The sequence below is a fragment of the Cedecea davisae DSM 4568 genome (assembly GCF_000412335.2).
Taxonomy (GTDB): domain Bacteria; phylum Pseudomonadota; class Gammaproteobacteria; order Enterobacterales; family Enterobacteriaceae; genus Cedecea; species Cedecea davisae.
In genome coordinates this window covers 304943-325353 of sequence record NZ_KE161030.1, presented here as the reverse complement: position 1 = coordinate 325353, position 20411 = coordinate 304943, and the positions used below count along the sequence as shown (strand labels likewise).

At 58.0% G+C, this 20411-nt stretch carries 18 protein-coding genes; 15 read left to right on the top strand and 3 right to left on the bottom strand.

The features are described from left to right. Positions 1–23 precede the first annotated feature (23 nt). From HMPREF0201_RS01600 to ygjG, 5 genes are all read left to right on the top strand, one after another. Complete coding sequence (locus HMPREF0201_RS01600) at positions 24–1067, top strand: ABC transporter permease (RefSeq protein ID WP_016534695.1); 1044 nt, start codon at positions 24–26, stop codon at positions 1065–1067. After that, positions 1067–1900, top strand: coding sequence for an ABC transporter permease (locus HMPREF0201_RS01595; protein ID WP_039897864.1), 834 nt, complete (start codon positions 1067–1069; stop codon positions 1898–1900). Before HMPREF0201_RS01600 ends, HMPREF0201_RS01595 begins: the two co-directional genes overlap by 1 nt. Then, a complete protein-coding gene (locus HMPREF0201_RS01590; RefSeq protein ID WP_016534693.1) occupies positions 1893–2726 on the top strand; it encodes an ABC transporter ATP-binding protein in 834 nt (277 codons plus the stop codon). The genes HMPREF0201_RS01595 and HMPREF0201_RS01590 overlap by 8 nt, the downstream gene beginning before the upstream one ends. Then, entirely contained in the window at positions 2713–3441 is a 729-nt protein-coding gene (locus HMPREF0201_RS01585) for an ABC transporter ATP-binding protein (protein ID WP_016534692.1), read from the top strand. Before HMPREF0201_RS01590 ends, HMPREF0201_RS01585 begins: the two co-directional genes overlap by 14 nt. A gap of 206 nt (positions 3442–3647) precedes the next feature. Next, the gene (gene ygjG, locus HMPREF0201_RS01580) at positions 3648–5045 is read left to right on the top strand and encodes a putrescine aminotransferase (RefSeq protein ID WP_209420409.1); all 1398 of its coding nucleotides are present in this window, start codon (positions 3648–3650) and stop codon (positions 5043–5045) included. A gap of 157 nt (positions 5046–5202) precedes the next feature. Here ygjG and lsrG read toward each other — a convergent pair whose 3' ends face one another. Beyond that, entirely contained in the window at positions 5203–5493 is a 291-nt protein-coding gene (gene lsrG, locus HMPREF0201_RS01575) for a (4S)-4-hydroxy-5-phosphonooxypentane-2,3-dione isomerase (protein WP_016534690.1), read from the bottom strand. After that, entirely contained in the window at positions 5490–6380 is an 891-nt protein-coding gene (gene lsrF, locus HMPREF0201_RS01570) for a 3-hydroxy-5-phosphonooxypentane-2,4-dione thiolase (protein WP_016534689.1), read from the bottom strand. Before lsrF ends, lsrG begins: the two co-directional genes overlap by 4 nt. A 170-nt stretch (positions 6381–6550) precedes the next feature. Here lsrF and lsrK point away from each other — a divergent pair, with 170 nt between their 5' ends. The 6 genes from lsrK to HMPREF0201_RS01540 all read left to right on the top strand — a co-directional run bounded on the left by lsrK (position 6551) and on the right by HMPREF0201_RS01540 (position 14901). After that, positions 6551–8131, top strand: a complete 1581-nt coding sequence (gene lsrK / locus HMPREF0201_RS01565) for an autoinducer-2 kinase (protein ID WP_039897862.1) — start codon at positions 6551–6553, stop codon at positions 8129–8131. Between the two features lie 185 nt (positions 8132–8316). Then, the gene (locus HMPREF0201_RS01560) at positions 8317–9300 is read left to right on the top strand and encodes an alpha/beta fold hydrolase (RefSeq protein WP_016534687.1); all 984 of its coding nucleotides are present in this window, start codon (positions 8317–8319) and stop codon (positions 9298–9300) included. A gap of 80 nt (positions 9301–9380) precedes the next feature. Beyond that, positions 9381–10121, top strand: coding sequence for a response regulator (locus tag HMPREF0201_RS01555; protein WP_016534686.1), 741 nt, complete (start codon positions 9381–9383; stop codon positions 10119–10121). Then, positions 10118–11422 carry an ATP-binding protein gene (locus tag HMPREF0201_RS01550; RefSeq protein ID WP_016534685.1) on the top strand — a complete coding sequence of 435 codons (1305 nt, stop codon included), beginning with the start codon at positions 10118–10120 and terminating at the stop codon, positions 11420–11422. Before HMPREF0201_RS01555 ends, HMPREF0201_RS01550 begins: the two co-directional genes overlap by 4 nt. A gap of 135 nt (positions 11423–11557) precedes the next feature. Next, positions 11558–12748, top strand: coding sequence for a cytochrome c biogenesis protein/redoxin (locus tag HMPREF0201_RS01545; RefSeq protein ID WP_016534684.1), 1191 nt, complete (start codon positions 11558–11560; stop codon positions 12746–12748). A 134-nt stretch (positions 12749–12882) separates the two neighbouring features. Then, positions 12883–14901, top strand: coding sequence for an NADPH-dependent 2,4-dienoyl-CoA reductase (locus HMPREF0201_RS01540; protein ID WP_016534683.1), 2019 nt, complete (start codon positions 12883–12885; stop codon positions 14899–14901). Here HMPREF0201_RS01540 and rlmG read toward each other — a convergent pair. Then, entirely contained in the window at positions 14898–16034 is a 1137-nt protein-coding gene (gene rlmG, locus HMPREF0201_RS01535) for a 23S rRNA (guanine(1835)-N(2))-methyltransferase RlmG (protein WP_016534682.1), read from the bottom strand. The genes HMPREF0201_RS01540 and rlmG overlap by 4 nt on opposite strands. Before the next feature lie 84 nt (positions 16035–16118). On the opposite strand from rlmG, the gene HMPREF0201_RS01530 reads away from it, so the two are divergent. The 4 genes from HMPREF0201_RS01530 to sstT all read left to right on the top strand — a co-directional run bounded on the left by HMPREF0201_RS01530 (position 16119) and on the right by sstT (position 20385). Continuing rightward, positions 16119–16619 (top strand): M48 metallopeptidase family protein, encoded by a 501-nt coding sequence (locus tag HMPREF0201_RS01530; RefSeq protein WP_039897860.1) that lies wholly within the window; start codon positions 16119–16121, stop codon positions 16617–16619. A 46-nt stretch (positions 16620–16665) separates the two neighbouring features. Continuing rightward, positions 16666–17664 carry a Gfo/Idh/MocA family protein gene (locus HMPREF0201_RS01525; protein WP_016534680.1) on the top strand — a complete coding sequence of 333 codons (999 nt, stop codon included), beginning with the start codon at positions 16666–16668 and terminating at the stop codon, positions 17662–17664. Positions 17665–17906: 242 nt separating this feature from the next. Further along, the gene (locus HMPREF0201_RS01520) at positions 17907–18875 is read left to right on the top strand and encodes a TerC family protein (RefSeq protein WP_016534679.1); all 969 of its coding nucleotides are present in this window, start codon (positions 17907–17909) and stop codon (positions 18873–18875) included. Between the two features lie 265 nt (positions 18876–19140). Continuing rightward, positions 19141–20385 (top strand): serine/threonine transporter SstT, encoded by a 1245-nt coding sequence (gene sstT, locus HMPREF0201_RS01515; RefSeq protein ID WP_016534678.1) that lies wholly within the window; start codon positions 19141–19143, stop codon positions 20383–20385. Positions 20386–20411 lie beyond the last annotated feature (26 nt).

The following is a 20411-nucleotide window of genomic DNA, read 5'->3' as shown; positions in this document are numbered from 1 at the left end:
TCAGCGCATAAAAAGAGTACCCCATGTCCGAAGTTTCGCCTTCGTCGCACCGCCTGCGGCGACCGCTGCTAACCCTGTTGCAGGGAATATTTACCCTCGCTCTTACCCTGCTCGGCCTGCTGCTCATCACCTTCGCTTTGTCCGCCCTTTCACCGGTCGACCGGGTGCTGCAAATTGTCGGCGATCACGCCAGCCAGTCCACTTACGATCAGGTTCGCCACCAGCTCGGGCTGGATCAATCGCTTCCCGTCCAGTTCTGGCACTATCTGGTGAACCTCGCCCATGGTGATTTAGGCACGGCAAGCTCCACCGGCCAGCCGGTGCTGCATGACCTGCTTGCCGCCTTCCCCGCGACCCTGGAGCTGGCTACTCTGGCGCTGATTATCGGTAGCGTACTCGGCGTGCTGTTTGGCGTGCTCTGCGCGCGCTTTGCCGGTTCACCGTGGGATTTGGCGGTTCGCACCTTTACCCTGCTCGGCAACTCGGTGCCCATTTTCTGGTTAGGGTTGCTGATGCTGGCGTTATTTTATGCCCGCCTGCAATGGAGCTCTGGCCCCGGCAGGCTGGACGATATTTACCAGTACAGCGTCGAAGCCAAAACCGGCTTCGTGCTGATCGATACCTGGCTTTCCGGCGACAAAGGCGCGCTTATCAACGCCGTCAGCCACATGATTTTGCCGGTGCTGCTGCTGGCCTATTACTCGCTTGCCAGCATTACGCGCCTGACGCGCACCGCCTGCCTGAGCGAAATGAACAAAGAGTACATCACCCTGGCACGCGCCAAGGGCGCCGGTGATATGGCCATCCTGTTCCGCCACGTGCTGCCGAATATTCGCGGCACGCTGCTTACCGTTATCGCCCTCGCCTATACCAGCATGCTCGAAGGCGCGGTGCTGACGGAAACCGTCTTCTCCTGGCCGGGCATTGGCCGCTATCTCACTACCGCGCTGTTTGCCGGTGATACTACCGCCATCATGGGCGGTACGCTGGTGATTGGCGTGTCGTTTGTGATTATCAATAACCTGACCGACATTCTGGTGCGTGCCACCGACCCGAGGATCCGCTAATGCCGTCTTCTCTTTTTCTGCGACGCATGCTGCGCTCCCCGGCCGCCCTCAGCGGGCTGCTGATTATCGCCGTGCTGGTGCTTATCGCGATTTTTGCCCCGCTGCTGGCCCCGTTTGATCCCAACTGGCAGGACGCTGCGGCTCGCCTTCAGGCCCCGAACGCCCATCATTTGCTGGGCACGGACAGCTACGGCCGCGACCTGCTTTCTCGCCTGCTGTACGGCACCCGTCCGGCGCTTGGCCTGGTGCTGCTGGTCACGGTCATTACCCTGCCGGTGGGCCTGCTTATCGGTATTCTTTCCGGCTATTACGGCGGCTGGCTTGAGCGGATCCTGATGCGCTTTACCGACGTGGTGATGTCGATGCCGCGCCTGATTCTGGCTTTTGCTTTCGTGGCGATGCTCGGGCCAGGGCTGGTTAACGGCGCGCTGGCGCTGGCTTTGACCACCTTGCCTGCCTACGCACGTCAGGCCCGAAGCGAAATTCAGCGGCTGCGCCATAGCGACTATCTCGCCGCCGCCGAGATGATGGGCATTAAAGGATTACGCCTGCTGGGCGGCCATATTCTGCCGCTTTGCCTGCCGTCGGCCATCGTGCGCCTGGCGCTGGATCTGGCGGGAATTATTCTGGCAGCCGCCGGGCTTGGCTTCCTCGGCCTGGGCGCTCGCCCGCCGATGTCGGAATGGGGCGCGATGATTGCCGACGGCATGCAGGTCATTTTCGACCAGTGGTGGATTGCCGCAATCCCGGGCACCGCCATTCTGCTGAGCAGCCTGGCCTTTAATCTGCTGGGCGACGGCCTGCGTGATGTACTGGAGCCGCAACATGACTAACAGAATTAGCGTTTCGGGGCTGAATATCGACTATCCGGGCAGCCGTGTGGTCAGCAACCTCTCTTTTACGCTGGGCAACGAACGCCTGGCGCTGGTGGGCGAATCTGGCTCCGGCAAATCAATGACCGCCAGAGCGCTAATGGGCCTGGTGCGTAAGCCCGGCAAGGTGAGTGCGGAGCAATTAAACCTGCTGGGGCATGATCTGCTGGATATGAATGCCCGCGCCTGGAACCAACTGCGCGGGAGCGAGATTTCGATGGTGCTGCAAGACCCGCGCTATGCGCTGAACCCGGTGAAAAACGTGGCGCAGCAAATCGACGAAGCGCTGCGCCTGCATCAGAAATTGTCTTCCGCAGAGCGCCGCGAGCGTTGCCACGAGCTGGTGCGCTCCGTTGGCCTGCCGGATGCGGTACTCGCGCGCTACCCTGGTGAGCTGTCCGGCGGCATGGGTCAGCGCGTGATGATTGCCATCGCGCTTGCTAACAACCCTAAAGTGCTGATTGCCGACGAACCCACCTCGGCGCTGGACGCGCGCCTGCGTAACCAGATCCTTGAGTTACTCGTAGCACAGTGCGAGCAGCGGCAGATGGCACTCCTGCTAATCAGCCATGACCTGCCTCTGGTGGCTGAACATTGCCAGCGCGTTCTGGTGATGTATCAGGGCCAGAAGGTGGATGAAATGGCCGCCGGCAAGCTACCGCAGGCAGAGCATCCTTACACCAGAACGCTCTGGACCTGCCGCCCGAATGCGGACACTTATGGGCATATGCTGCCGACGCTAAACCGCGGTGAATTCCAGCAAGGAGAAACGAATGGCACTCGTTAATGTCAGCGTCCTGAACGTACAGTTTGCGGCAAAAGGCGGCGTAAAAACCGCCGTGGCCGGTGCCAGTTTTGAGGTTGAGCAAGGGGAAACCTTTAGCCTGATAGGCGCTTCCGGCTGCGGAAAATCGACTATTCTGCGCGTGCTTGCCGGTCTACAGCGCGAGTGGCACGGTTCCGTGGCGCTGCTGGGTAACAACATCGCTCCCGGCAAACGTTTTCAAGGTGCGCTGCGCCGGGATGTACAGATGGTTTTTCAGGACCCTTATGCCTCGCTGCACCCGAATCACACGCTCTGGCGCACGCTGGCCGAGCCGCTGAAGATCCACGGGGAGAGCAATATTGAGGCGCGGGTGGAAGAAGCATTAAGCCAGGTGGGCCTCCCGGCGGACGCGGCTAAACGCTACCCGCATCAGCTTTCCGGCGGCCAGCGCCAGCGTGTGGCGATTGCCAGAGCGCTGCTGTTGCGCCCAAAAATTCTGCTACTGGACGAGCCAACATCGGCGCTGGATATGTCGGTACAGGCCGAAATTCTTAACCTGCTAAACCGCCTGAAACAGCAGCACGGCATGACCTATTTGCTGGTCAGCCACGATGCGGATGTGATTGCCCACATGTCCGACCGCGCGGCGTTTATGGCAAACGGCGTCATTGAGCGCAGCTTCGACCGCGCTGCGCTGGTTGCCGGTGAGCACCGGATGGAAAACTCTGCACCTTAACAGTGCATAGAGGTGAACTTCAGCGCTTCCTGCTGCAAATTCCGACAGCAGGAAAGCACGCAAAATGTAATCCGATGTGATTAATTATTGCACAGCATGATATTTAAGGAGGTTTATCCCGATTTAGCTTACGGAACGCTACCTGGCGCAATCCCTGCAATACTTATCCTGTGTATCGCGTGATACGCCACATCCAGGAGCACATTTTGAACAGGTTACCTTCCAGCGCCTCGGCCCTTGCCTGTACGGCGCACGCATTGAGCATTATCGAAAAGAAGTCACTCAGCCATGAGGAGATGAAGGCGCTAAACCGGGAAGTTATCGACAGCTTCCAGCAGCATGTTAATCCGGGTTTTCTTGAGTATCGCAAGTCCGTTACCGCCGGTGGGGATTACGGAGCCGTAGAGTGGCAGGCGAACAGTTTAAATACGCTTGTCGACACCCAGGGCAAAGAGTACATCGACTGCCTGGGCGGGTTCGGCATTTTTAACGTGGGGCACCGTAATCCAGCCGTTGTTTCCGCCGTACAGCACCAGCTTGAAAAGCAGCCGCTGCACAGCCAGGAACTGCTCGACCCCCTGAGGGCAATGCTTGCTAAAACGCTTGCGACGCTGACCCCGGGTAAACTTAAATACAGCTTCTTTAGCAATAGCGGGACGGAATCGGTTGAAGCGGCAATAAAACTCGCTAAAGCCTATCAGTCGCCACGCGGTAAATTTACCTTCATCGCTACCAGCGGTGCGTTCCACGGTAAATCTCTTGGGGCTTTATCCGCCACCGCAAAATCCACATTCCGCAAACCTTTCATGCCTCTGCTGCCTGGCTTCCGCCACGTACCCTTTGGCAATATCGACGCGTTACGCAGCCAGTTCAGCGAATGCCGTAAAACCGGGGATGACGTAGCCGCGCTTATTCTGGAACCTATTCAGGGCGAGGGCGGCGTTATTCTGCCGCCACAGGGCTACCTGCCCGCCGTACGCCAGCTTTGCGACGAGTTTGGCGTATTGCTTATTCTGGATGAAGTACAAACCGGGATGGGGCGCACCGGCAAAATGTTCGCCTGCGAGCACGAAAACGTGCAGCCGGATATTCTCTGCCTGGCTAAAGCGCTTGGCGGCGGCGTGATGCCGATTGGCGCAACGGTTGCGACAGAAGAGGTGTTCTCTGTTTTGTTCGACAACCCGTTCCTGCACACCACCACGTTTGGCGGCAACCCGCTGGCCTGTGCCGCGGCGCTGGCGACCATTCACTACTTGCTGGAAGAGAATCTGCCCGCTCAGGCCGCCCAGAAAGGGAGATTCTTGCTGGATGGCTTCCGCGCGTTGGCCCGTGAGTTCCCGGATCTGGTGGTTGAGGCTCGCGGCCAGGGGATGCTGATGGCAATTGAGTTCCGCGATAACGATATCGGCTATAACTTTGCCAGCCAGATGTTCCGCCAGCAGGTGCTGGTTGCGGGCACGTTGAATAACTCAAAAACCATCCGCGTGGAGCCGCCTCTGACCCTGACGCTTGAGCAGTGCGAACAGGTGTTGGGCTGCGCTAAGCGTGCGCTTGTGACGTTGCGCGTGACGCAGGATGAAACGGCTGAAGCGCAGGAAAGCTGATTGACCCTCACCCCAACCCTCTCCCTGAAAGGGAGAGGGAGTTTTCAGCTCCCACTTTGCTTTATCCCCTCTCCCCTCCGGGGAGAGGGCGTATTCAGTGTCCTCTTTGTTTATCCCCTCTCCCCTCCGGGGAGAGGGCCAGGGTGAGGGGCAGCCCTTAAGGCAGCAGTCCGATAAAACTCCGCTTCTTACGCGGCTCCGACATCATCTCATCCAGCTTCTCAACGCAGGCCAGATAGTGCGGGGTTTTCTTATGCGCCAGCACCGCGTCGTCATCCTGATAAGCTTCGTAAATAAAAAACCTCGTGGCAACTTCCGGGTCCTGCAACACGTCAAAACGCAGGTTTCCCGGCTCTTTAATCGCCCCTTCGTGATTGGCGCGGAACACTTCCAGAAACTCGTCCACGCGTTCGGGCTTAATGTTTATCTCTACCAGCGTCACGTTCATGCTTTCACTCCCTGATGTTTTGCTTCAAGCCATAGCTGATAAGCCTCCCGGGCGGAAAAGTTTTCGTGAACCACCTTTTTCACCGCCTGTAGCATGGCGAGCGGGGCTTCTGACTGGAAGATATTGCGCCCCATATCCACGCCGGACGCGCCCTGGTCTATCGCCTTAAAGCACATCTCCAGCGCTTCCAGCTCCGGCAGCTTTTTGCCTCCGGCGATGACTATCGGCACCGGGCAACTGGCCGCTACTTTCTCAAAGCCTTCTTCTACAAAGTAGGTTTTCACGAACTGCGCGCCAAGCTCAGCCGCAATGCGGCTCGCCAGCGAAAAATAGCGGGCGTCACGCGTCATCTCTTTGCCTACGCCGGTAACCGCCAGCGTAGGAATGCCGTAGCGGGTTCCTTCATCCACCAGCTTGATGATGTTGTTGATCGACTGGTGCTCATATTCGCTGCCAATATAAATTTGCGCCGCCACCGCGCAGGCGTTCAGGCGCAGCGCATCTTCCATAGTGACGGCCACGCTCTCGCGAGAGAGCTCGCTAAGAATTGAGTTCCCGCCGGAAGCCCTAAGCACCACGGGTTTGTTGGTGGCCGGAGGCACTACGCTGCGCAGGATGCCGCGGGTACACATCAGCACATCGGTTTCAGGAAACAGCGGGGCGATGGACAGGTCGATACGTTCCAGCCCGGTGGTCGGCCCCTGAAAATAGCCGTGGTCAAAAGCCAGCATCACGGTGCGCCCGGTGTCCGGATTGAAAATGCGCGCCAGCCGCGACTGCATGCCCCAGTCCAGCGCGCCGCTACCCTTCAGGTAAAAGGCCCGGTTCTCCTGCGGACGGCCAATGCCGAAGTCTTTTCCGTCTTTGATGTCATCCAGATCTGCCATGATGTCCTCTCCCGGAATTCGTCTTTGAATAACAGATAGTGTTCAAAAACTTAGTCATGGATCGGCGATTGCAACCGTGCAGCGATCACAAAACATTCAAATAGATCGGTCAGATCGCTCGCTATGGCTAAGAGTTTATCTATTGAACGGATGACGCAAGAGGCATGCTAATGAGTTATTTACTTGCACTGGACGCCGGGACGGGCAGCATTCGCGCCGTTATCTTCGATACCGCAGGCCAGCAGATTGCCGTCGGCCAGGCAGAGTGGAAGCATCTCAGCGTGGATAATGTGCCGGGCTCTATGGAGTTCGATCTTGCCGTCAACTGGCAGCTAACCTGCCGCTGCATTCGCGAAGCGTTGCATAAAGCCAATCTTTCCTCCGCCGCGATTAGCGCGGTTTCCTGCTGTTCCATGCGCGAAGGGATCGTGCTGTACGACAGCGGCGGTGAACCTATCTGGGCCTGCGCCAACGTTGATGCCCGCGCCAGCCGCGAGGTCAGCGAGCTTAAAGAGATCCACGACTTCCGGTTTGAGTCCGAGGTGTATCACGTTTCCGGCCAGACGCTTGCCCTGAGCGCCATGCCGCGCCTGCTGTGGCTGGCTCATCATCGCCCGGATATTTATCGCAACGCCGCAACCGTCACGATGATCAGCGACTGGCTGGCGGCCAGACTCTCCGGCGAGCTGGCCGTTGATCCTTCTAATGCTGGCACCACCGGCATGCTTGATCTGGCGACCAGAGACTGGCGCCCCGCGCTGCTGGATATGGCCGGGCTGCGGGCAGATATTCTTTCCCCGGTGAAAGAAACCGGGACGGTGCTTGGCGGCGTGACGCAACAGGCGGCAGAGGAAAGCGGCCTGCTGAAAGGCACGCCGGTAGTGATGGGCGGCGGCGACGTGCAGCTTGGGTGCCTCGGGCTGGGCATTGTCAGAGCGGGGCAAACCGCGGTGCTGGGCGGGACTTTTTGGCAGCAGGTGGTTAACCTTCCGGCGATCAAAACCGATCCGGAAATGAACATCCGCATTAACCCGCACGTCATCCAAAATATGGTGCAGGCGGAGTCCATCAGCTTCTTTACCGGCCTGACGATGCGCTGGTTCCGGGACGCCTTCTGCGCGGAAGAAAAGCTGCTGGCCGAGCGGCTGGGCGTAGACACTTACGCCCTGATGGAAGAGATGGCCAGCCGCGTTCCGGCAGGCTCCCACGGCGTGATGCCGATTTTCTCCGACGCGATGCATTTCAAGCAGTGGTATCACGCCGCGCCGTCGTTTATTAACCTCTCCATTGACCCTGAGAAATGCAACAAGGCGACGCTGTTCCGCGCGCTTGAAGAGAATGCGGCAATTGTTTCGGCCTGCAATCTCGAACAAATATCCGGATTTTCAGGGGTAAAATTTGATTCGCTGGTGTTTGCCGGAGGCGGCTCAAAAGGTGCGCTCTGGAGCCAGATCCTTAGCGACGTAACCGGGCTGCCGGTTCGCGTTCCGGTGGTTAAAGAGGCAACGGCATTAGGCTGCGCCATTGCGGCGGGCGTGGGGGCCGGGCTGTTTGACTCGCTGGCCGCTACGGGAGAAAGCCTGGTGCAGTGGCAGCGCGAATTCACGCCAAATCCGGAGCACCGCGAACTGTACAACGAAATGAAACACAAATGGCAGAAGGTTTATGCCGACCAGTTGACGTTGGTGGACAGCGGCTTAACGACCTCGATGTGGCAGGCTCCGGGGCTTGCGCCAAGAACGCCGGTGTAATCTTTCCCCTCACCCCGGCCCTCTCCCCAAAGGGGCGAGGGGGAAAACAAACCGCTTTGTATCACACTGTATCCAGAACCCGGCCAGATACGCCGCCATGCAAAAAGGGTGGTTTGGAAAACACGCCGCCTACAATCCCATGATGTGATAGCCAAACACTTTGTTACGGCTTCGGAGAAAACATCATGTTCAACAAACTCACCCTGTCTGCACTGATTGCTCCACTTTTCCTCTCGGTGGTTTTCGCCTGCCAGGCGGAAGCTGCTGGTTTTGACTCAAAGCAGATAAAACAGATCGATGCGGGCGTGCTGAGCGTCGGCTATGTCGACCTCGGCCCGAAAGACGGCCAGCCGGTTATTCTCCTGCACGGCTGGCCCTACGACATCAACAGCTTCGCCACGGTAGCGCCGGAGCTGGCGAAGCAGGGCTACCGGGTTATCGTCCCTGACCTGCGCGGCTTCGGCAGCACTCGCTTCCTTTCGGCCACCACGCCACGTAACGGCGAGCCGGTCGCGATTGCAGACGACACCCTGGCGCTAATGGACGCGCTGCATATCAGGCAGGCGGTATTCGCCGGTTATGACTGGGGCGCACGCACCGCAGATATCGTCGCGGCGCTGCACCCTGAGCGAGTTAAAGCGTTGGTCTCGGTCAGCGGCTATCTGATTAGTAGCCAACAGGCGGGCAAAAAACCGCTGCCGCCGAAGGCCGAGCTGCAATGGTGGTATCAGTTCTATTTCGCGACTCCGCGCGGCGCGGCGGGCTATGCGCAGAATACTCACGACTTCGCCAAACTTATCTGGCAGCAGGCTTCTCCGGGCTGGAAGTTCAGCGACGAGACGTTTAACACCAGCGCCAAATCGCTGGATAACCCGGACCACGTCGCCATTACGTTAAGTAATTATCGCTGGCGTCAGGGGCTGGAAAACGGTGAGCAGAAATACGCGGCAGACGAGGAAAAGCTGGCGGCGCTGCCGAACATCAGCGTGCCGACTATCACCATCGAAGGGGATAACAACGGCGCGCCGCATCCTGCACCGCAAGCCTATGCCGCAAAGTTTACCGGCAAGTACGAGCACCGCACCTTCAGCGGCAATATCGGTCATAACCCGCCGCAGGAAGCACCGGAGGCCTTTGTTAAGGCAGTGGTGGATGCCAGCAAGCTGTAGTACAAAAAGAAGCACGGCCGTTCCGCAGCGAGCGGCTATGCTGGTTTCAGCCCCCCATTTTTTAGCGCCAGGAGCCCCAGGTGGAACACATTGATCATATTCTCGTTGTGGACGATGACCGCGACATTCGCGAACTCATTGTCAGCTATCTGGAGAAGTCCGGCTACCGCGCTAGCGGTGCGGCCAACGGTAAAGAGATGCGGGCGACGCTGGATAAGCAGCACGTCGATTTAGTGGTGCTGGACGTCATGATGCCGGGCGACGACGGGCTGACGCTGTGCCGCCAGCTGCGCAGCGACAAACATAAAGACCTGCCGATCCTGATGCTGACCGCAAGAAACGAAGATACGGACAGGATCCTCGGCCTGGAAATGGGTGCCGACGACTACGTGGTCAAACCCTTTGTCGCCCGCGAGCTGCTGGCACGGATCAAGGCGATCCTGCGCCGTTTCCGCGCCCTGCCGCCTAATTTGCAGGTTACCGAAGCCGGGCGGATCATCGCTTTCGGCGAATGGCAGCTTGATACTTCAGCCCGCCACCTGATTGACCATCAGGGCACCATTGTCGCGCTTAGCGGCGCGGAATATCGCCTGCTGCGCGTATTTCTGGATCACCCTCAGCGCGTGCTGTCCCGGGATCAGCTTTTAAACCTGACGCAGGGCCGCGACGCCGAGCTATTCGAGCGTTCTATCGATCTGCTGGTAAGCCGCGTGCGTCAGCGCCTGAATGAAGACGCGCGAACGCCGGCCTATATCAAAACCGTGCGCAGCGAAGGCTACGTGCTCTCCGTCCCGGTGGTGATTGTCGAGGCGCGAGAATGAGGCTCTGGCCACGCTCCCTGCTCTACCGCCTGTTTCTCATCGTTTTGCTGGGACTGGTGCTCGCAAACGCGCTGACGCTCTCGCTGACGACCGCCGAGCGCATGAGCAGCGCCCGAAACGTCATGCTGGATAATCTGCAAAACAACGTTGCCACCAGCGTGGCAATTCTCGACAAGCTTCCGGCAGACGAACGCCCGGGATGGCTTGAGCGCCTGGCGCGCGAAAATTATCACTATATTCTCGGGCCGGGCACGCCGGGGAAAACGCCCGTCGACGAGCGTTCAAAAGATGCAATTAACTCGCTAAAAGAAGCGCTCGGCGGCAGCTACGCGCTGAATTTTACCGCCCTGCCCGGTGCGGCATCGCACGTTCAGGCTCATTTGACCCTGGCCGACGGCTCTCCGCTCACGATTGATATCACGCCGAGAATGCCGCCGATTGAGAGCTGGCTGCCGGTGGTAATTGTTATTCAGCTCCTGCTATTAGCGCTGTGTGCGTGGTTTGCGGTGCGCCAGGTTGTCCTGCCGTTTACCCGCTTTACCCATGCAGTAGAGGCGCTGGAGCCTGCGGCATCGGCCCCTTCCGCCATGCCGGAGAGCGGCCCGGTTGAAGTACAACATGCCGCCAAAGCGTTTAATGCCATGCAGGCGCGGATCCAGATGCACCTGAAAGAACGTACGCAAATTCTGGCGTCGATCTCTCACGATCTGCAAACGCCGATCACCCGCATGAAGCTGCGCCTGGAAATGAGCGACGAGCCGGAGCTACGCGACAAGCTAATGCAGGATCTCGACAACATGACCCATCTGGTGCGCGAAGGCATCGCCTATGCGAGATCCTCAGAAACGCTTGAAGAACCGCAGCAACGTATCGAACTGAGAGCCTTTGTCGACAGCCTGGCCTGCGACTACCAGGACGTGGGTAAGCCGGTGCAGTTTGCCGCACCTCAGGCAGCGCTTGCGCTCTCGACCCGCCCGCAGGCGCTGCGCCGTATCCTGACCAACCTGCTGGATAACGCATTGAAATTCGGCACTGCCGCTGAACTGAGCCTGGAACGCCAGGGTGAAAATCAGGTCACGCTGACGATTACCGATAACGGTCCCGGCATCCCCGATGAAGAGCTTAGCGCGGTGTTACAGCCGTTTTACCGCATCGAAAATTCAAGAAACCGCGATACCGGCGGCACCGGGCTGGGGCTGGCTATTGCCGCTCAACTCGTCGGCCAACTGGGCGGCTCGTTAACCCTCGCTAACCTGCCGCAGGGCGGGCTGAAGGCCAGCATTACCCTGCCGATCGCGTGATTGTATCGCTCTGTATGCCTGCACGACGGCGACAAACAAACTGACAATCAGGCCGGTTTCCCCACATACCGCGAACACATCAGGACGTTTTAATGGCCCGAGCCATTCAATCATCCTTTAACCGTGAGGTGTGTTATGACCGTTCTGATTGCCTTTCTTGGCGGCATACTGAGTTTATTAAGCCCCTGTACCCTGCCCGTCATTCCGTTACTTTTCGCCGCATTTAGGGGCAAGAAGCAGCAAATTGCCGCTCTTTTTCTCGGGATGGTAAGCATGTTTACCGCCGTTGCCCTGCTGGTGACTGCCGCCGGAGAGTGGATTGTTAAGGCTACGCTGGTTGGCCGCTGGGTCGCCCTGGCAATGCTGGCGCTTGCCGCCCTGACGCTAATCTTCCCTCACCTCGCCGGGCGGATTACGCGCCCCGCCGTGCAGTTGGGTAACGCCATCAACGACAAAAGCAATCGCACTCGCGGCACGCTGTCGGCATTTCTGGCCGGGCTGGCCGTCGGCCTGCTCTGGTCCCCCTGCGCGGGGCCAATCCTGGGTGCCATCCTCGGCATCGGCCTGTCCGGCTCCTCGACGGTGGCCGCCGGTTTGTTGCTTGCCGCCTATGGTTCAGGCTGCGCGCTGATGCTGGCTCTGTTGTGGTTTTGCGGCTACCGGATTTTGGCTCGCCTGCGTGAAAAAATGGCGCTGATGGAGCAGCTGCGCCGCGTGGCCGGGGTTGCGATGCTGGCAACGGTAGTCCTTATCGCCTCCGGCACCACTTCGGCACTACAAAATGCTAACGGCGCGGGTGCGAAGCTGGAGCAACGTTTATTAGCGCTTTCCCCCGTAACGACGACAGCACCAAAGCTACAGCCCATCGTCGATACAGCCCCGAGCAGCGCCATGCCTTCGCTGGCGGGAGGAACGGCCTGGATAAACAGCCCGGCGCTAACGCCCGAAGCGCTGAAGGGCAAGGTGGTGCTTATCGACTTCTGGACCTTCGACTGCATTAACTGCCAGCATTCTCTGCCGCACGTCCGCGAGTGGGCGAATAAGTACAAAGATCGGGGACTGGTGGTGATTGGCGTTCATACGCCGGAATATCCGTGGGAAAAAGATCTCGATTCGGTGAAAAAAGCGGTGGCTAAGTGGCAGTTGCCGTACCCGGTGGTCACCGACAACAACTACCAAATCTGGAATGCGTTCGGCAACCAATACTGGCCCGCTCACTATTACTTTGACGCCCGCGGCCAGCTACGCAATGTCTCGTTCGGCGAAGGCAACTATGAGCAGCAAGAGCAGGTAATACAGAAGCTGTTGCAGGAAGCGCATACCTGATTTTTCGCCTCCGGGGAGGTGGGAATTTGAATCACATCACATTCGCCGCACTCCCCTTTTCCCTTTTACGCCGCGACGGCTAAATTAGAACTCATCCGACCACATAACAATAATTTTACATATTGGAATCGTCTATGAGCTACTCGTCGCTGCTTGCCCCTTTGGATCTTGGCTTCACCACCCTGAAAAACCGCGTGCTTATGGGGTCGATGCATACCGGCCTGGAAGAGTTGCCGGACGGCGCTGAGCGCCTGGCTGCCTTTTATGCAGAGCGCGCACGCCACGGCGTAGCCCTGATTGTGACCGGCGGCATTGCGCCCTCATCTTCCGGGGTAACAATTGCCCACGGCGCGGTGTTGAACGATAAAAGCCAGCTTGCCCACCACCGCGTGGTAACCGATGCCGTTCACCGCGAAGGCGGGAAAATTGCGCTGCAAATTCTGCATACCGGCCGCTACAGCTATCAGTCAAAGCTGGTCGCTCCGTCGGCCATTCAGGCTCCGATTAACCCGTTTAAACCCCACGCCCTTAGCCATGAAGAGATCCTTACCCTCATCGAAGATTTCGCCAACTGCGCCAGCCTGGCTCGCGAGGCGGGCTATGATGGCGTGGAAATAATGGGCTCCGAAGGCTACCTGATTAACCAGTTTTTAGCGGCGCGCACCAACCAGCGCGACGATGAATGGGGCGGCGACTACTCGCGCAGAATGCGCTTTGCGGTAGAAGTGGTGCGCTCGGCTCGGGAAAGGGTTGGCAAAGAATTCATTATTATCTATCGCCTGTCGCTGCTCGACCTGGTCGAAGGCGGCGGCAACTTTGAGCAAGCCGTTACCCTGGCTAAAGCGATAGAAAAAGCGGGCGCGACGCTTATAAATACCGGCATTGGCTGGCACGAGGCGCGTATTCCGACCATCGCTACTTCGGTGCCGCGCGGGGCGTTCAGCTGGGTGACGAAAAAGCTCAAAAGCCACGTCGCGCTGCCGCTGGTCACGACCAACCGCATCAATACCCCGGAAACCGCCGAGCAAATTCTGGCCGACGGCGATGCGGATATGGTGTCGATGGCTCGGCCTTTCCTTGCCGACCCGGAATTTGTCTCCAAGGCCGCCGCAAACCGGGCAGATGAAATCAATACCTGCATCGGCTGTAACCAGGCCTGCCTAGATCAGATTTTTGCCGGGAAGGTCACTTCCTGCCTGGTGAACCCCCGTGCCTGCCACGAAACCAAAATGCCGATTCTGCCCGCCGCAGCGCTCAAAAATATTGCCGTTGTGGGCGCAGGCCCGGCGGGTCTTGCCTTTGCGGTAAACGCCGCCGGACGCGGCCATAAAGTCACGTTATTTGACGCCGCAGCAGAAATTGGCGGGCAGTTTAATATCGCCAAACAGATCCCCGGCAAAGAAGAGTTCTTCGAAACGCTGCGCTATTACCGCCAGATGCTGAAGCTGAACGGCGTTGAAGTGCGCCTCAACCAATATGTTAACGCTGCCATGCTCGGCGGCTACGATGAAGTGATTCTCGCCTGCGGTATTGAACCGCGCATGCCGGACATCGAAGGCATTAGTCATTCTAAAGTGCTGAGTTACATCGACGTGCTGCGTGAGAAAGCACCGGTCGGCAATCGCGTGGCGGTGATTGGCGCGGGCGGCATCGGCTTTGATACTTCGATGTACCTGAGCCAGCAGGGCGAGTCCACCAGCCAGAGCATCGCCGAATTCTGCGTGGAATGGGGCATTGATACCAGCCTGCAAAATGCCGGAGGGCTGCGCCCGGAAGGCGCTCACCTGCCCAAAAGCCCGCGTGAAATCTATCTGCTACAGCGCAAAACCAGCAAACCGGGAGAAGGCCTGGGGAAAACGACCGGCTGGATACATCGCACCACGCTGCTGGCTCGCGGCGTGAAGATGATGGCGGGCGTGAGCTACGATCGTATTGATGATGCCGGGCTGCATATCACCGTCGGCGGCGAGCCGCAGCTGCTGGAAGTGGATAACGTGATTATTTGCGCCGGGCAAAACCCGCGCCGCGAGCTGGAGCAGCCGCTAAGGGAGATGGGAAAAACCGTGCATTTGATTGGCGGTGCCGATGTGGCGATGGAGCTGGATGCCCGACGCGCTATCGCGCAGGGCACCCGTCTGGCGCTGGAGATTTAGCTGCGGCGGCCTAACTTAACCGCTTTGAGCACCACGAACTTGCTGTTGGTGGCGACCGTGGTGCAGTTACCGAAGATCTTCTTCAGCTTGCGGAAGTAGTCGAGGTGGCGGTTAGCCACGATATACAGCTCGCCGTTGATTTTCAGGCAGCGGCGGGCGTGGTGGAACATCTCCCACGCAATCTGGTCGGTCAGCGCGTGCTGCTGGTGGAACGGAGGGTTACACAGCACCGCGTTGAAGCGGAATGGTTCCACGCCGGACAGCCCGTTGTTAATCATAAACTCGCAGCGGTCGATATCGCCCGGCAGGTTGGTTTCAACGTTCAGACGACTGGACGCGACCGCCATCGGCGATTCGTCCACAAACACCACCTGCGCCTGCGGATTTCTTTCCAGCAGCGTCAGGCCAATTACCCCGTTGCCGCAGCCCAGGTCCACAATCTCGCCTTCCAGATCGGACGGCAGATGCTCAATAAAGAAACGTGCGCCAATGTCCAGCCCGGTGCGGGAGAAGACGTTCGCATGGTTGTGAATGGTCCACGGCGTACCTTCCAGCTTCCAGCTCAGCGTTTCCGGCGCATCGGCCAGCTGCGGCTTAGTCACGGTTGGGTTAATCAAACGCGCCTTTTTCCACGCCAGCGAGGTGGTGGTTGGCCCAAGAATTTTTTCAAACAGCTCAAGGGTCGAGTTATGAACGTCGCGCGCTTTAGCACCCGCGATGATGCGGGTTTCCGGGGTTACAACTTTACGCAGGGCGCGCAGCTGTTGCTCAAGCAGCGCCAGGGTTTTAGGCACTTTAATCAGCACCAGGCCCGGCGCCTGCGGATACTCAGCGGTGCTGTCGAGGAAGGTTACGCTGTTTTCCGCGATGCCGTTCTCGCGCAGGTTTTCACGCGTCGCCAGTTCGCTCAGGTATGAGTCGCTGATGCTGTAAGGCTTGTGCTCCGCCAGCACGCAGGCGAGCGTGCCAAAAGTATCGTTGAATACAAGAACGGGGCCGACTGGCTCAAGTTCGTCCACCTGTTGCAACAGGTAGTCATCTGCCGCTTCCCACGCCTGCAGCGGGTTAACGTCGTCCGTTTCTGGAAAACGTTTCAGCGTCAGTGAACGAAAACCGTTGTCTAATTGGCTCATCGGCCCTCCTGGATGGTAAAATTTGGTGATATCCCCATAGCGGGGGCGAGAGTATACCTTTTTTTCCTTCAACCTGAGACAAGCATGAGCGAACTGATTTATTTAAGCGGCTATCCCGAGCATTTGCTCTCCCAGGTTCGTATCCTGATTGCCGAGCAGCGCCTGGGCGAAGTGCTGGAGAAGCGCTACCCGCAGAGCCACAATATCGCTACAGATAAAGCGCTTTACGCTTACACTCAGGAGTTGAAAAGCCAGTTTCTGCGTAATGCTCCGCCGATAAATAAAGTCGCTTATGACAGCAAAATCCACGTTCTGAATAACGCGCTTGGGCTGCATACCGCTATTTCGCGCGTGCAGGGCAACAAGCTGAAAGCTAAAGCGGAAATCCGCGTGGCGACCGTTTTTCGCGGCGCTCCTGAAGCGTTTTTACGCATGATCGTAGTGCATGAGCTCGCGCATCTTAAGGAGAAAGATCACAACAAAGCGTTCTACTCCTTGTGCTGTCATATGGAACCGCAGTATCACCAGTTAGAATTCGACACGCGGCTTTGGCTGACGCAGCTGTCGCTCAGCGGCACGGCCTGATTAAACCCGTGCCCCTTTATCAACCTTCCGGAGAACGCCCCTGTCTATGATACGTTTCGCTGTGGTTGGCACCAACTGGATAACCCGTCAGTTCGTGGATGCCGCTCATGAAAGCGGCAAATATAAGCTCACTGCGGTTTACTCGCGCAGCCTTGAGCAGGCTCAGGCTTTCGCCAATGATTACCCGGTGGAGCACTTGTTCACATCGCTTGAAGCAATGGCCCAAAGCGACGCCATCGACGCGGTATATATTGCCAGCCCTAACTCGCTGCACGGCCCGCAAAGCCTGCTGTTCCTCAGCCACAAAAAACATGTGATTTGCGAAAAGCCATTGGCTTCGAACCTGCGCGAAGTGGAAGCGTCTATCGCCTGCGCCCGCGAGAATCAGGTCGTGCTGTTCGAGGCGTTTAAAACCGCCAGCCTGCCGAACTTTATTGCCTTACAGCAGGCGCTGCCGAAGATCGGGAAGATCCGCAAAGCGCTGCTCAGCTACTGCCAGTATTCTTCGCGCTACCAGCGCTATCTGGACGGCGAAAACCCGAATACCTTCAACCCGGCGTTTTCTAACGGCTCAATTATGGACATCGGCTTCTACGTGCTGGCCTCTGCGGTGGCGCTGTGGGGCGAGCCTCATTCCGTTCAGGCCACAGCCTCGCTGCTCGACAGCGGCGTGGATGCCCACGGCAGCGTGCAGATGAACTACGGCGATTTCGACGTCACCCTGCTGCACTCTAAAGTGAGCGACTCCGCTATTCCGAGCGAGATCCAGGGTGAAGCCGGTTCGCTGCTTATCGAGAAAATCTCGGAATGCCAGCGCCTGACCTTTATCCCGCGCGGCGGAAAACCGCAGGATCTTACGCTGCCGCAGCATATCAACACTATGCTGTATGAAGCGGAGACCTTTGCGCGGCTGGTTGAAGAGAACGAAGTGAATCATCCGGGCCTTGCGACCTCGCGCGGCACTTCGGCGCTTGCCACCGAAATTCGCCGCCAGACGGGCGTGAAGTTCCCGGCGGATGACGTACCAGAGCAGCTTCCGGCATGATGAGCGGCAAAAAAGCGTAACGGGATATTGACGCCGACGGCGGCCTGTCATATTTTGTTACCCGCAAAGGGGAGTAACTTCATTGCCGGTTAATCGTCATTACGATGCGCAAGCATCCGGTTGCCGGGCAACGTCGCAGACGTTGTAAGTGAGACCTTGCCGGAAGGCGAGATCCCTGTTGCAAGCGAAAGCGGCTGGCGTCTTCTGACGTTAGCCGTTTTTTGTTTTTAAGGAATCTCATTATGCATACTGTCGGTACCCCCCTCCTCTGGGGCAGCTTTGCGGTCGTGGTCGCCATCATGTTGGCTATCGATCTGCTGGTTCAGGGCCGTCGCGGCTCGCAAACCATGTCCATGAAACAGGCGGCCATCTGGTCGCTGGTCTGGGTCTCTCTTTCCCTGCTGTTTAACCTCGCCTTCTGGTGGTATCTCAGCGGCACCGCTGGCCGCGAAGTGGCGGACACCCAGGCGCTGGCCTTCCTCACCGGTTACCTGATTGAAAAAGCGCTGGCGGTCGATAACGTCTTCGTCTGGCTGATGCTGTTCAGCTACTTTGCCGTGCCCGCTGCGTTGCAGCGTCGGGTGCTGGTTTACGGCGTGCTGGGCGCGATTGTGCTGAGAACTATTATGATCTTCGGCGGTAGCTGGCTGATTACTCAGTTTGAGTGGCTGCTGTACGTGTTCGGCGCGTTCCTGCTGTTCACCGGGGTCAAAATGGCGCTGGCGAAGGAAGACGATACCGGCATCGGCGAGAAGCCGCTGGTTCGCTGGCTGCGCGGCCATCTGCGCATGACGGATAAAATCGAGAACGAGCGTTTCTTCGTTCGCCATAACGGGCTGCTGTACGCCACTCCGCTGCTGCTGGTGCTGATTCTGGTTGAGCTGAGCGACGTCATCTTCGCGGTAGACAGCATTCCGGCAATTTTCGCCGTCACCACCGACCCGTTCATCGTGCTGACCTCGAACCTGTTCGCTATCCTCGGCCTGCGCGCTATGTACTTCCTGCTGGCAGGCGTTGCGGAGCGCTTCTCAATGCTGAAGTACGGCCTGTCGGTTATCCTGGTGTTTATCGGCGTGAAGATGCTGATTGTCGACTTCTACCATATCCCGATTGCCGTTTCTCTGGGCGTAGTGGGCGGTATTCTGGCGGGAACATTGATAATCAACGCCTGGGTTAACCACCGTAACGACCGTAAAAACTCGGCTCAATAAGCCGGGCTCAATTCACTTTAAAGGGGCGTAATGCCCCTTTGTCATTCTGGCAAATCGCTAAAAGCCTGAACTGCCGTTTATGTCACACAGATGTTAATGATCAGTTGCAAAATCTAACGCTGAGCGCAATTCCAGCGCGAATTGCTTTGTCCTTCGGACATTTTCCTTATACTCAGCGGGCAAACACATTTTCTTACATCCGCTCAGACGTAGCCCACTACGCACGCGGTACGCAACGACATCACTGATATACAGGAAGGTATTCATGGATCCGCAAGCTTCTGGATTATTGCAGCGCATTGCGCGCGGCAGCCTGGTTAAACAAATTCTGATAGGCCTGGTGCTCGGCATCGCGCTGGCGCTTATCTCTGAGCCGGCGGCTACCGCCACCGGCCTGCTCGGCACGCTGTTTGTTGGCGCACTTAAAGCGGTAGCGCCGGTGCTGGTACTGACGCTGGTCATCGCTTCTATTGCCAACCATCAGCACGGCCAGAAGACCAATATTCGCCCGATTCTGGTGCTCTATTTACTGGGGACTTTTTCCGCTGCGTTAACGGCGGTTGTGGTCAGTTTTATGTTCCCTTCCACGCTGCATCTGACCACCGGCGCGACCGATATTACGCCGCCTTCCGGTATTGTGGCGGTTATTCATGGCCTGCTGATGAGCATTATTTCTAACCCGATAGACGCTCTGTTAAACGCCAACTACATCGGCATTCTGGTTTGGGCCGTCGGGCTGGGCTTTGCCCTGCGCCACGGTAATGAAACCACCAAAAATCTGGTTAACGATCTTTCCGACGCGGTGACCTTCATCGTAAAGGTGGTTATCCGCTTTGCGCCGATTGGGATCTTTGGGCTAGTGGCTTCAACGCTCGCGACAACCGGCTTTTCCACGCTGTGGAGTTATGCGCAATTGCTGCTGGTACTGCTCGGCTGTATGTTCGGCGTGGCGCTGATAATTAACCCGCTGCTGGTATTTATCACCACCCGCCGCAATCCTTACCCGCTGGTACTGGCCTGCCTGCGCGAGAGCGGCGTTACCGCATTCTTTACCCGCAGCTCGGCGGCGAATATTCCGGTGAATATGAGCATGTGCCAGAAAATGAATCTCGACCGCGATACCTACTCGGTTTCGATTCCTCTGGGGGCAACCATCAATATGGCCGGGGCGGCTATCACCATCACCGTGCTGACGCTGGCGGCGGTGCATACCCTGGGCGTACCGGTCGATTTACCTACCGCGCTACTGCTAAGCGTAGTGGCTTCGCTGTGCGCCTGCGGAGCTTCTGGCGTGGCGGGTGGATCGCTGCTGCTGATCCCTCTGGCCTGCGGCATGTTTGGCATCCCGAATGAGATTGCCATGCAGGTGGTTGCCGTGGGCTTTATTATCGGCGTGCTTCAGGATTCTTGCGAAACCGCGCTTAACTCTTCGACCGACGTTATCTTTACCGCCGCCGTTTGCCAGGCGGAGGATGCTCGTCTTGCGAAGAGCGATCCGCTGCGAGGATAGTTTTTTCCTCCCCGCCACCGGCGGGG

Bases quoted from the DNA above. Each gene is read 5' to 3' on its own strand.
- HMPREF0201_RS01595 (WP_039897864.1), top strand. From the start codon at position 1,067: ATGCCGTCTTCTCTTTTTCTGCGACGCATGCTGCGCTCCCCGGCCGCC.
- HMPREF0201_RS01560 (WP_016534687.1), top strand. From the start codon at position 8,317: ATGTTCAACAAACTCACCCTGTCTGCACTGATTGCTCCACTTTTCCTC.
- sstT (WP_016534678.1), top strand. From the start codon at position 19,141: ATGGATCCGCAAGCTTCTGGATTATTGCAGCGCATTGCGCGCGGCAGC.
- HMPREF0201_RS01530 (WP_039897860.1), top strand. From the start codon at position 16,119: ATGAGCGAACTGATTTATTTAAGCGGCTATCCCGAGCATTTGCTCTCC.
- HMPREF0201_RS01525 (WP_016534680.1), top strand. From the start codon at position 16,666: ATGATACGTTTCGCTGTGGTTGGCACCAACTGGATAACCCGTCAGTTC.
- HMPREF0201_RS01600 (WP_016534695.1), top strand. From the start codon at position 24: ATGTCCGAAGTTTCGCCTTCGTCGCACCGCCTGCGGCGACCGCTGCTA.
- HMPREF0201_RS01585 (WP_016534692.1), top strand. From the start codon at position 2,713: ATGGCACTCGTTAATGTCAGCGTCCTGAACGTACAGTTTGCGGCAAAA.
- HMPREF0201_RS01545 (WP_016534684.1), top strand. From the start codon at position 11,558: ATGACCGTTCTGATTGCCTTTCTTGGCGGCATACTGAGTTTATTAAGC.
- HMPREF0201_RS01590 (WP_016534693.1), top strand. From the start codon at position 1,893: ATGACTAACAGAATTAGCGTTTCGGGGCTGAATATCGACTATCCGGGC.
- lsrK (WP_039897862.1), top strand. From the start codon at position 6,551: ATGAGTTATTTACTTGCACTGGACGCCGGGACGGGCAGCATTCGCGCC.
- HMPREF0201_RS01520 (WP_016534679.1), top strand. From the start codon at position 17,907: ATGCATACTGTCGGTACCCCCCTCCTCTGGGGCAGCTTTGCGGTCGTG.
- lsrG (WP_016534690.1), bottom strand. From the start codon at position 5,493: ATGAACGTGACGCTGGTAGAGATAAACATTAAGCCCGAACGCGTGGAC.
- lsrF (WP_016534689.1), bottom strand. From the start codon at position 6,380: ATGGCAGATCTGGATGACATCAAAGACGGAAAAGACTTCGGCATTGGC.
- HMPREF0201_RS01550 (WP_016534685.1), top strand. From the start codon at position 10,118: ATGAGGCTCTGGCCACGCTCCCTGCTCTACCGCCTGTTTCTCATCGTT.
- HMPREF0201_RS01540 (WP_016534683.1), top strand. From the start codon at position 12,883: ATGAGCTACTCGTCGCTGCTTGCCCCTTTGGATCTTGGCTTCACCACC.
- rlmG (WP_016534682.1), bottom strand. From the start codon at position 16,034: ATGAGCCAATTAGACAACGGTTTTCGTTCACTGACGCTGAAACGTTTT.